We start from the raw sequence: 10602 nt of genomic DNA on the forward strand, positions 1-10602 counted from the left end.
ATCCTCCTCACCCCACTTCGTCCAAAGTATTGACGAAGTGGGGTGACGCCGGCAACGTACGCAGCACCTGCCAAGGGACGACGGATCGGAGACCCACCGTGCATGACGACCGGCGGCTGATCGAGGCACGACTGGAACGGGCGCTACGGGAACGTGTGTGGCCCGCGGTGCATGGAACATCGATCCCCCTGGAGGTGGCGCGCTGGGACGCGCCCGGCGAACCGGTCCCGGCGGCGGAGGGGGTCGCCGCCCCCTACGCGCCGGCCGGAGTGGGCGACGCGTGGGGCCCGGCATGGGGCACCACCTGGTTCCGGGTGCGCGCCCGGGTCCCCGAGGAGTGGGCCGGCCGACGGGTCGAGGCGGTGGTGGACCTCGGGTTCGACGCCGACATGCCCGGCTTCCAGTGCGAGGGGCTGGTGCACCGCGCCGACGGCACGATCGTCAAGGGGCTCAACCCGCGCAACGCGTGGATCCCGGTCGGCGCGCCGGCCGGGGGCGGCGAGGAGGTCGAGTTCCATGTGGAGGCGGCCGCGAACCCGGTGATCCTCGGCGATCCACCGTTCCAGCCCACCGATCTCGGTGAGGGTCGCGGCCCCGCCGACCGACCGCTCTACCGGCTGGCCCGGGCCGACCTCGCGGTCTTCGAGACCTCGGTCTGGGAACTGGCGCTGGACCTGGAGGTCGCCGGCGGCCTCATGCGCGAACTCGACACGGGCGACCCACGGCGGTGGCGACTGCTGCGCGCCCTGGGCCGGACCCTGGACGCACTGGATCCCCAGGACATCGCCGGCAGCGCGGCGCGGGCCCGTGAGGTGCTCGCCCCGGAGATGGCCTCGCCCGCCGCGGCCGGGACTCACCGGGTCTCGGCGGTCGGGCACGCCCACATCGACTCGGCGTGGCTGTGGCCGCTCCGCGAGACCGTCCGCAAGGTGGCGCGTACCAGCGCCAACGTGGTGGGGCTGATGGCCGACCACCCGGAACTGGTCTTCGCGATGTCGCAGGCACAGCAGTGGGCGTGGATCAAGGAGCACCAACCGGACCTGTTCACGCGCGTGGTCGCGGAGGCCGAGGCCGGTCGGTTCGTTCCGGTGGGCGGCATGTGGGTGGAGTCGGACACCAACATGCCCGGCGCGGAGGCGCTGGCCCGCCAGTTCGTCTTCGGTAAACGGTTCTTCCGCGACGAACTGGGGGTGGACACCCAGGAGGTGTGGCTGCCGGACTCCTTCGGCTACTCGGCGGCCCTGCCACAGCTCGTGCGACTGTCGGGATCACAGTGGTTCCTCACCCAGAAGATCTCGTGGAGCCAGGTGAACCGGTTCCCGCACCACACGTTCTGGTGGGAGGGACTGGACGGCACCCGGGTCTTCACCCACTTCCCACCGGTGGACACCTACAACGCGGAGCTCACGGGTGAGGAGCTGGCGCACGCCTCCCGCAACTTCCGGGACAAGGGCGGGTCGTCGCACTCGCTGGTGCCGTTCGGCCACGGAGACGGCGGCGGCGGACCCACCCGCGAGATGCTGGGGCGCGCGGCCCGTCTGCGGGACCTGGAGGGGTCGCCCCGGGTGACGATCGAGCGTCCCGAGGAGTTCTTCGAACGGGCGCACGCCGAGTACACCGACGCCCCGGTGTGGTGGGGTGAGCTGTACCTGGAGTTCCACCGGGGCACCTACACCAGTCAGGCGGCGACCAAGCAGGGCAACCGACGTTCGGAGCACCTGCTGCGCGAGGCCGAGCTGTGGGCGGCCACGGCGGCGGTGCGCACGGGCGCCGAGTACCCGTACGAGCGCCTGGAACAGGTGTGGCGCACGGTGCTGCTCAACCAGTTCCACGACATCCTGCCCGGGAGTTCGATCGCCTGGGTGCACCGGGAGGCGGCCGAGGCCTACCGGCAGGTCGCCGAGGAGCTGACGGAGGTCATCGGCGCGGCCCAGTCCGCGTTGGCCGCGGCGGACGGGGGCGACGACGGGGACACGGTGGTGTTCAACCCGACCCCGCACGAACGTGACGGTGTGCCCGCGCTGGGGGCCCTGCCCCGGTCCCGGGCCGCCTCGCCCGTCACCGACGGTGCCGCCACCCCCTCGCTCACCACCGACGACAGCGGCTTCACCCTGGACAACGGGGTGCTGACGGTGGGGGTGGACCACCGGGGTCTGGTGATGTCGATCCTGGACCGCTCGGCGGAGCCCGGGGGTCGGGAGGTCCTGGCCGCCGGTCTGCCGGGCAACCTGCTCCAGGTGCACCAGGACGTTCCGAACCAGTGGGACGCCTGGGACGTGGACGAGTTCTACCGCAACAGCGTCACCGACCTCACCGAGGTCGACTCCGTCACGGCGCTCACGGCGGAGGAGGTGGCGGAGGCGGAGCTGCCCTCGGGCACGGTGGGCCTGCGCGTCGCCCGGTCCTTCGGGGCCTCCTCCCTCGTCCAGGTGGTGTCGCTGTCCCCCGGGGCGCGACGGCTGGACGTGGACACGCGTGTGGACTGGCACGAACGCGAGAAGTTCCTCAAGGCCGCCTTCCCCCTGGACGTGCGGGCGCACGAGTCGTCCTCGGAGATCCAGTTCGGGCACGTCCAACGGCCCACGCACACCAACACCTCCTGGGACGCGGCCAAGTTCGAGATCTGCGCGCACCGGTGGGTGCACGTGGCCGAACCCGGCTACGGGGTGGCGGTGCTCAACGACTCCACCTACGGACACGACGTCACCCGTGACGTGCGCGCCGACGGCGGGACCACCACGACGGTACGCCTGTCACTGCTGCGGGCTCCGCGTTTCCCCGACCCCGAGACCGACCAGGGCGAACACCGGTTGCGCTACGCCCTGGCCCCCGGCGCGGACATCGAGGACGCGGTCCGTGAGGGGTACCGGATCAACCTGCCGGTGCGCTCGGCCCCGGGTGCGGCGGCGGTCGCACCGCTGGTCGAGGTGGCCGACCCCGGTGTGGTGGTGGAGTCGGTCAAGCTCGCCGACGACCGTTCCGGAGACGTGGTGGTGCGCCTCTACGAGGCCCGTGGCGGTCGCGCGACGACGTCGTTGCGCAGCGGGTTCCCCGTGCGCGGGGTACGCGCCGTGAACCTGTTGGAGGAGGACTACGAGGAGGCTCCGACGCTGCCGGCGGAGGATGCGACCGACGACGGCCGGCCGGGGCAGGTGGGGCTGCGCCTGCGCCCGTTCCAGATCCTCACCCTGCGCCTGGAGCGCTGACCGGGGCCAGACGAGGCTCGTGGAGTCCGGGACCGCGCGGCCCCTCGATGGGGGCCGCGCGGTCCCGGCGGTCGGGGATCGTCGCCGACGGCGGGTGGTGACGGCGCCGGGGCCCGGTCGTTCCCTCGCGAACCCGCACCTTCGGGCCGGGGTCGCGGGGATCGGGCCGGCCGCGGGCAGGCCGATCGCGGCCCGGCCGGGCCTCAGCCCTTCATCGCGCCGCCCAGGGCGAACCGTCCGCCCATGGCGCGCGAGACCACCATGTACAACGCCACCACCGGCAGTGTGTACAGCAACGAGTAGGCGGCGAGTTCGCCGTAGCGCACGCTCCCGTACTGGCCGAAGAACGTGAAGACCCGCACCGCCGCCGGCATCTTCTCCGGGCTCGTGAGCAGGATGAACGGCACGAAGAAGTTCCCCCAGGTGGTGACCAGGGTGAAGATGCCCACCACCGCCAGGCCGGGGGCCAGGAGCGGCGCCACGAGGTACCTCAGGGACTGCCAGGCGGAGGCGCCGTCCACCCACGCGGCCTCCTCCAGGGCGATGGGGATGCCGTCGATGAAGTTCTTGGTCAGCCAGATCCCGAACGGCAGGGTGCTCGCCGCCAGGAACAGCGTGGTGGCGGTCAGCGAGTTGAGCAGGTCGGCCTGCACGAACATCCCGTACACGGGGACCATGATCGCCGTGATGGGCAGACCGGTGGCGAACAGGACCGAGTACAGGAACGGCTTGCGGAACCGCAGGTTGTACCGGGACAGCGGGTAGGCGGCCAGCATGGAGCAGAACGCGGTGATCACCGCCGCTCCCGCGCAGGTGACGATGCTGTTCCAGATCGGCCGGTAGACGATCTCGGGGGTCATGATGGCGGTGAAGTGGTCCAGTGTGAGCGACGTGGGCAGCCCCGCGCGCAGCGAGGGTTCGGAGTCCACCGACGCGAACACCATCCACAGCAGGGGTAGCAGGAACACCAGTGCCAACCCGCCCAGGACCACGTAGGTCAGGAACGCCCCGGCGACCCGACCCGGGGCGCTGACCACCATGCGGGCACCGGTGCGCCCACCGCGCCGTTCGCCGCTCATCGCTGCTCCTCCTTACTGAGCATCCACACGTAGACGACGGAGAAGAGACCGGCGACCACCAGCAGCGCCAGCGCGATCGCGGTGCCGTAACCTAGATCGCCCATGCGCAGCGCCTCCTGGTACATCAACAGGGGCAGGGTGGTGCTGCTCGATCCGGGCCCGCCGGAGGTCATCACGAAGATCAGCGTGAACACCTGCACGGTCTGCAACGTGATGAGCAACAGGGTGGTGGCCAGCGTGCGGCGCAGCAGCGGCAGCACCACGAACCACAGGACCTGGAAGGAGGAGGCGCCGTCCACCCGGGCGGCCTCCTTGAGGTCGTCGGGCACCTCCGACAGCCCCGCCGAGTAGGTCATCATCGAGAAGGCGGTGCCCTTCCAGATGTTGGCCAGGACCACCGCCAACAGGGGCGCGGTGAACAGCCAGTTCTGCGGCTCGGCACCGAAGAACCCCAGGAGCGCGTTGAGCGTCCCCTCCCGCTCCAGGAACGCGTACCAGACGAACCCGGCCACGACCTCGGGGACCACCCACGCCCCCACGACGATCGCGCCGACCGTGGCCCGCACGGCCCCGCTCCGGTTGCGCATCAACAGGGCCAGGGTCAGGCCGAGCACGGTCTGCCCGAACACGCAGCCCACCAGGAACAGGACGGTGAGGATCGTGGCGTCGAGGAAGCGGGTGTCGGCGATCAACCGCTCGAAGTTGGCGGTGCCGACGAACTCGGTCTGGGCGGCCTGGGCGCCGGTCAGGGCCGCGTTGGTCAGGGAGGCCCAGACCGTCCACAGGATGGGTCCGGCGAAGAAGGCCAACAGCAGGAACAGGGCGGGACCCATGGGGATGAGCCAGCGGGCGGCGCCGCCCCACGCCCGACCGCGGGCCCTCGCGTGCTCGTTTCGGGTCCGGGGTCCCCGGTCGGTCTCGTCGTCCCGGGAGGTCGTGGTCGCCACCGGTCAGGAACCGTCCGTGACGTTGTCCGGGCCCACGATCGACTCCAGCTCCAGCGCGTAGAGTTCGGCGGCCTCCTCCGGGGTGGCCTCCCCCAGCATCACGGCCTCCATGGCCTCCTGGATCGCCAGCGAGACCCGCGGGTACTCGCTGTAGGCGGGGCGGAAGCCGGTGACGTCCACGAGTTCGGCGAACCGCTCGGCCATCGGGGACTCCTCCAGGAACGCCGGGTCCTCGGCGACGTCGGTGCGGACCGGGATCTGACCGCCCTCGATGGCGAACTTGACCGCGTTCTCCCGGTCGAGCGCGGCGGTCATGACCTCCCAGGCCAGGTCCGGGTCGGTGGCGTTGGCGCCCATCGCCAGCGCCCAGCCGCCGGACATGCTGGTCGCGCCCGGGTCCTCACCGTTCTGGGTGGGCATGGGGGTGAACTCCATGTACTCCTCCCACTCGGGCCAGGGCTGGTTGGCCTCCTCGATCCAGGACTGCGTGGCCCAGGAGCCCTCCAGGCTGATCGCCATGTCCCCGTTGGGGAACCGCTCCTCGTTGTTCATGGTGCCGATGTTGGCGTCCAGGGCGTCCTGGGGTGCGTGGGTCAGACCCTCGTCGAAGAGCGTGTGCACGAACTCCAGGGAGTCGGTGAACCCGGCACCACCGGAGACCCACTGTTCGGAGGATTCCTCGAAGAGGCCGCCGCCGGTGCCGCCGAGCAGCATCTGGAAGCCCTGGAGGGAGGCCATCTCGCCGGCGGGCGTTCCGGAGTAGACGTTGAGCGGGACCACGTCGTCACCGTGTTCGTCCTGCACGGCGCGGGCGGCGTCGAGCACCTCGTCCCAGGTGGCGGGCTCCCAGGGGGTGTCGATCCCGGCCTGGTCCAGCAGATCGGCCCGGTACCACAGGCCGCGTACGTCGGTTCCGAGCATCACGCCGTAGCGGGTGCCGTCCAGCGAGGTGACGGCCTCGGCCTCCTGCTCGCTGAACAGGTCGGCGTCCTCCCAGGCGTCGAAGTGCTCGTCCAGCGGCATGAGGTAGCCGGCGTCGGCGTCCTGATTGATGGTGAAGGTGTCCTGGTAGATCAGGTCGGGGGCCTCGGAGGCCGACCCGTTCATCAGGTTGACCTGGGTCTGGTAGTCCTCGGCCTGGGCCTCGATGGCGTGGAGCTCGACGGTGACGTCGGGGTCGTCCGCCTCGATCTCCTCCTTCACCTGCCGCATCAGCGAGTCCATCGCGATGAAGGTGCCGAACTTCTGATAGGCCACCCGGACCGTGTTCGGGTCCCGTTCGGCCCCCGAGGAACAGCCCGCGGCGATCAGGGTCAGGAGCGCGGCGACGGCCGTGACCCTGGTGGTGTTCCGTGGAGTTCCCCTCATCGTTTACCCCTCACGCAGCGACGGCCGGGCGACCCTTGGGAGTGAGTCGTGTCACATGCTTACTAAAAACCTTGGATAAAGACAATGGGGTAAGTGGGGCGTTCCGGTACGGCTACGCTCGAATGCAGTCAAGGGCGGCCCGTCTCTCGCGCCCGAACGGGAAGGTGAAGGGGGCTCGACGCATGCGCACCAGCACCAACCTGCTGTGGCTGGGCGACCTCAACCAGAGCAGAGTGCTCGACGCGGTGCGCCGCTCGAAGGGGGTCAGCCGGGTCGAACTGGCCGAACAGACCGGCCTGACCGCACAGACGGTCTCCAACATCGTGCGCCGCCTGCTGGAGGACGGACTCGTTCTGGAGGACGGCCGTGCCGTCTCCCGGGGCGGCAAACCCGCCACCGTGCTGCGGCTCAACGCCGGCGCCTACTACGCGGTGGGCATGCACATCGACCCCGCCTCCACCACCCTGGTCGTGACCGACCTGGCCGGCCGGGTGGTGGCCCGCGCCCGGCGGCGCACGCCCGCCGTCCAGGGTCCGCGACGGGTCATCGACGCGCTCGGACGTTCGGTGCGCGCGATCGTGGAGGAGTCTCCGGCCCCCGACCGGGTCCTGGGACTGGGCGTGGCCACGCCCGGACCGATCGACCGTTCCGCCAGCGCCGTCACCCCTCCCCACCTGCCGGGATGGCGTTCGGTACCGCTGCGCGAGGACCTGGCGGAACGCACCGGCCTGCCGGTGGTGATCGACAACGACGCGACCGCCGCGACCATCGGCGAGCGTTGGGCGGGCGGTGGCGAACGTTCGGAGGACATGGCGTTCGTGTACGTGGGCACCGGCATCGGCGGTGGCCTGGTCCTGGACGGCCGTGTGTACCGCGGCGGCAGCTTCAACGCCGCCGAGATCGGGCACGTGACCGTCGACCCCCGGGGCCCGGAATGCCCGTGCGGCGATCGGGGCTGCCTGGAGACCTACACGGCCCCGCACGCGGTCGCCACCGAGGTCGCCCGTCGCCGCGGCGAGGATCGGCCGGGGTTCGAGCGCGGGCAGGCGCGCACGGTGGCCGCGTACCGGAAGGTGTGCCGCGAGGCGCGCGCCGGGGAACCGGTCGCCGCGGAGGTCGTCGGTGACGCCGGCCGACGCCTGGGCGAGGCCGCGGTCACCCTGCTCAACCTGGTGGACGTGCCGGTGGTGGTGTTGGGCGGTTGGGGCATGTCGCACATCGGCGCCCTGTACGCCCGGACACTGGACCGTGCGGTGGCCGAGCGCACCATCGCCCGGGGCGTGCGCCGCGTGCGGGTGGAACCGTCACTGATCGGTGAGGACGTCGGTGCCATCGGCGCGGCCTCCCTGGTGCTGCACGCCGCCTACTCCCCCAAGTTCACCGGCGTCTGAGTCGGCGTCGAGGCCGCCCGCGCGGGCGTGTCAGGTCCGGCGCAGGGCGTGGTGGAGGAGTTCGGCGATCTCGGCGCGGGACAGGTCCTCACCGGCCAGGAGGCGACCGCAGACACCGTCCGCGGTGGCGGAGAACTGGAGGGCGGTGAGCGGGTCGGCGCCCAGGGAACGGGCCACCTCGGCGACGGCGTCACGCCATCGTCGGGCCACGGGACGCAGCGCGGGGCGGCGGGCGGCCAGGAGGTTGAGTTCGCGTTCGGCCAGGGCCCGCGCCCGCCCCGGGCCTCCGGCGTCGGCGATCACCCGGGCCAGTCCGGCGATGTCGTCGTCGAGGTCGCGAAGCTGGGCGATGTAGGCGTCGGAGGCCTCGGTCAGGGCCGCGACCAGCAGGTCGTCCAGGGTCGCGAAGTAGTAGGCGACCGAGCCGGCGGAGACCTCGGCCTCACGCGCCACCGTCCGGTGGGTGACGCCGCCGACGCCCTCGCGTTCCACGACCCGGAGGGTGGCCGCGATGAGCTCCTCGCGCTTGCGCTCGCCCCGGGCCCTGCGGCCGTCGACGCGCTCCGTGGTGCCCCCCACCGTTCACCCCCGTGATCCGACAGCGACCCTACCAGCGGCCCCGGCGCCGCTCAGGGCGCGATCGGTCGAGGTCGCGCGCGCCCCAGTTCCAGGGCCAGGGCGCCGACCATGACCAGCGCCAGCCCGACCACCTGGACGGGGCCGAGGTCGTCCCCGAGGAAGACCACCCCGATCACCGCGATGATCGCGACCCCGGAGGCGGTCCACACACCGTAGGCGACACCTACCCCGATGCCGCGGTCGAGGGCGAGCGCGAGCAGGAAGTAGGCGGCGAGCACGGTGGGCAGCGCGACGAGGACGGCGAGGGGACGGGTGAAGCCCTCGGAGAGTCCGGTCGCGGTGGCGCCGACCATCTCCGCGAGCAGTGCCGCCGCCAACAGGAGCCAGGCCATGGTGTTCCCCTTCACATCCGGAAACCACTTGAACCATCGTTCAACTAGTCGTACGGTCTCGAGGATAGAACTTCTTGAACTTTCGTTCAACTAGTTTGGTCCGCATCCACCCTGGAGGTCCGTCGTGTCGCTCGCCTACCTGTTCCTGGCCGGAACCATCACCCTGGAGGTGACCGGGGCCATCGCCAGCCGGCGCTCGGAGGGGTTCACACGACCACTGCCCACCGCGGTCACCGTCCTGACCATCGTCGGCGCCTACTACCTGTTCGCGCTCGCCCTGCACGAAGGGCTCGGGTTGGGGGTGGCGTACGCCCTGTGGGCGGCCATCGGCATCGTGGCGGTCGCCGTCATCGGCGTCCTCGCGCTCCGGGAGAGCCTGACCAGGACCCAGGTCGTGGGGATCGGCCTCACCGTGGCCGGGGTGCTGGCCCTGCAGTGGGGCTGAGCGGTCGGGACGGGGCGACGTTCGGGGTGGATCAGCGTTGGGGGTAGACGGCCTGGATGCGTCCGGCCACGTAGTCGAATCCGGTCCGTTCGAGGATGTCCACCTGCTGCCGGGCGAACTCGACGCGCTCGGACTCGTCCTCGACCGAATCGATCAGTCCACGCAGGATGGCGACCTGAACGTCCTGCTGCACGGCGTCCTCGTCCTCCTCGTGGTCGGCGGGCCACCAGTAACTCTCGTAGCCCTCCTCGTCGATGCCGCTGCCGGCGACGGGGTGGTCGAAGTGCTCGATGATCTGCCCGGACAGTTCCTCGACGGACTCCTCGGTGTGGCGCGCGGGCGCCGACCCGGGGCTCGTCGCGGGATGCGACACGGTGGTCGGCTCGTGGTGCCGCACGGTGGTGCCGCGCAGGGAGGCACGGAACGTCTCCCCCTCGTGCTCGGCCTCCCAGAGGGCCCGGTCCTTGCGCAGACGGACGATGCGGCGCAACCGCTCCTCGTCCTCGTCCTCCAGTTCGACCCGCACGTCGTCGGCCCAGACCTCGATCACGCCGTCGACGACCGGGGACTCGGCCGCGAACAGCGCGCTCAACTCGATCTCGACCACGTCGTGGTCCTCCGGGCCGGTGCGGGCCAGGACGTCGCGGGCGCGCAAGAGGATGGAGTGCGAGGCGGGACCGGCGGGGTTGCGCAGGCGCAGGTCGACACGGCCGGCCCATCGCCAGTGGACGCGCGCGGAGAAGACGAAGTCGTAGTCGTCCGCGGCGCTGGGCAGAGCGGTGCGGCGCAGACGCACCCCGCGGGTGCCGCTCTCGCCGCGCGGCGCCGGCAGTGGTTCGGGTTCGTCGCCCTGCTCGGACCGGTCCCGCGACGTCCGGGGGGATCCGGTGTCGGGCCCTTCGCCGACACCACCCTCGACCGTGCGCGACGCGCCCTCGGCCCCCGGACCGTTCGGCCGGCGCACCAGCCGCAGCGCGGCCTCCTCCAGCGCGGCCGGTCGCGCCAGGGCCACCCCCAGCAGCACCAGCGCCACCGGCAGCCAGGCCAACACCCAGAGTCCCGCCAGCGGAAGCAGCACCGCGGGGACGAGCAGCACCACGGCGACCACGACCAGGCGGGTGCGGGCGAAGGTGGCCACAGGGGTCTCCTCTTGCGGGGGCGGGGGAACGACATGGGAAGGTCCACAGGCCAGTCT

General features: G+C 71.5%; 9 protein-coding genes. 3 read left to right on the forward strand and 6 right to left on the reverse strand.

The window, feature by feature from the left end; all coding sequences use genetic code 11:
- Positions 1-98 precede the first annotated feature (98 nt).
- Positions 99-3206, forward strand: a complete 3108-nt coding sequence (locus DSY14_RS11670) for a glycoside hydrolase family 38 C-terminal domain-containing protein (RefSeq protein WP_211716529.1) — start codon at positions 99-101, stop codon at positions 3204-3206.
- Between the two features lie 203 nt (positions 3207-3409).
- Here DSY14_RS11670 and DSY14_RS11675 read toward each other — a convergent pair whose 3' ends face one another.
- From DSY14_RS11675 to DSY14_RS11685, 3 genes are all read right to left on the reverse strand, one after another.
- Positions 3410-4285, reverse strand: a complete 876-nt coding sequence (locus DSY14_RS11675; protein ID WP_249187719.1) for a carbohydrate ABC transporter permease — start codon at positions 4283-4285, stop codon at positions 3410-3412.
- Entirely contained in the window at positions 4282-5118 is an 837-nt protein-coding gene (locus tag DSY14_RS11680) for a carbohydrate ABC transporter permease (protein WP_211716540.1), read from the reverse strand. The genes DSY14_RS11675 and DSY14_RS11680 overlap by 4 nt, the downstream gene beginning before the upstream one ends.
- A gap of 117 nt (positions 5119-5235) precedes the next feature.
- Positions 5236-6600 carry an extracellular solute-binding protein gene (locus DSY14_RS11685; protein ID WP_211716530.1) on the reverse strand — a complete coding sequence of 455 codons (1365 nt, stop codon included), beginning with the start codon at positions 6598-6600 and terminating at the stop codon, positions 5236-5238.
- Positions 6601-6782: 182 nt separating this feature from the next.
- On the opposite strand from DSY14_RS11685, the gene DSY14_RS11690 reads away from it, so the two are divergent.
- The gene (locus DSY14_RS11690; protein ID WP_211716531.1) at positions 6783-7991 is read left to right on the forward strand and encodes an ROK family transcriptional regulator; all 1209 of its coding nucleotides are present in this window, start codon (positions 6783-6785) and stop codon (positions 7989-7991) included.
- Positions 7992-8021: 30 nt separating this feature from the next.
- Here the strand turns inward: DSY14_RS11690 and DSY14_RS11695 are convergent, their stop codons facing one another.
- Both DSY14_RS11695 and DSY14_RS11700 read right to left on the reverse strand, forming a co-directional pair.
- The gene (locus DSY14_RS11695; RefSeq protein ID WP_211716532.1) at positions 8022-8570 is read right to left on the reverse strand and encodes a TetR/AcrR family transcriptional regulator; all 549 of its coding nucleotides are present in this window, start codon (positions 8568-8570) and stop codon (positions 8022-8024) included.
- 50 nt (positions 8571-8620) lie between these two features.
- Positions 8621-8962: a multidrug efflux SMR transporter gene (locus tag DSY14_RS11700; protein WP_211716533.1), complete on the reverse strand. Its 342-nt coding sequence runs from the start codon at positions 8960-8962 to the stop codon at positions 8621-8623.
- Between the two features lie 124 nt (positions 8963-9086).
- Between DSY14_RS11700 and DSY14_RS11705 the strand changes: the two genes are divergently transcribed.
- Entirely contained in the window at positions 9087-9407 is a 321-nt protein-coding gene (locus DSY14_RS11705; RefSeq protein ID WP_211716534.1) for a multidrug efflux SMR transporter, read from the forward strand.
- 31 nt (positions 9408-9438) lie between these two features.
- On the opposite strand, the gene DSY14_RS11710 is transcribed toward DSY14_RS11705, so the two are convergent.
- Positions 9439-10545 (reverse strand): hypothetical protein, encoded by a 1107-nt coding sequence (locus tag DSY14_RS11710; protein ID WP_211716535.1) that lies wholly within the window; start codon positions 10543-10545, stop codon positions 9439-9441.
- Positions 10546-10602: the final 57 nt, after the last annotated feature.

The sequence above is a fragment of the Nocardiopsis sp. MG754419 genome (genome assembly GCF_018207095.1).
Taxonomy (GTDB): Bacteria; Actinomycetota; Actinomycetes; order Streptosporangiales; family Streptosporangiaceae; genus Nocardiopsis.

Excerpts from the sequence above, each read along its gene's own strand:
- DSY14_RS11700 (WP_211716533.1), bottom strand. The coding sequence starts at position 8,962 with ATGGCCTGGCTCCTGTTGGCGGCGGCACTGCTCGCGGAGATGGTCGGC.
- DSY14_RS11690 (WP_211716531.1), top strand. The coding sequence starts at position 6,783 with ATGCGCACCAGCACCAACCTGCTGTGGCTGGGCGACCTCAACCAGAGC.
- DSY14_RS11675 (WP_249187719.1), bottom strand. The coding sequence starts at position 4,285 with ATGAGCGGCGAACGGCGCGGTGGGCGCACCGGTGCCCGCATGGTGGTC.
- DSY14_RS11680 (WP_211716540.1), bottom strand. The coding sequence starts at position 5,118 with ATGGGTCCCGCCCTGTTCCTGCTGTTGGCCTTCTTCGCCGGACCCATC.
- DSY14_RS11685 (WP_211716530.1), bottom strand. The coding sequence starts at position 6,600 with ATGAGGGGAACTCCACGGAACACCACCAGGGTCACGGCCGTCGCCGCG.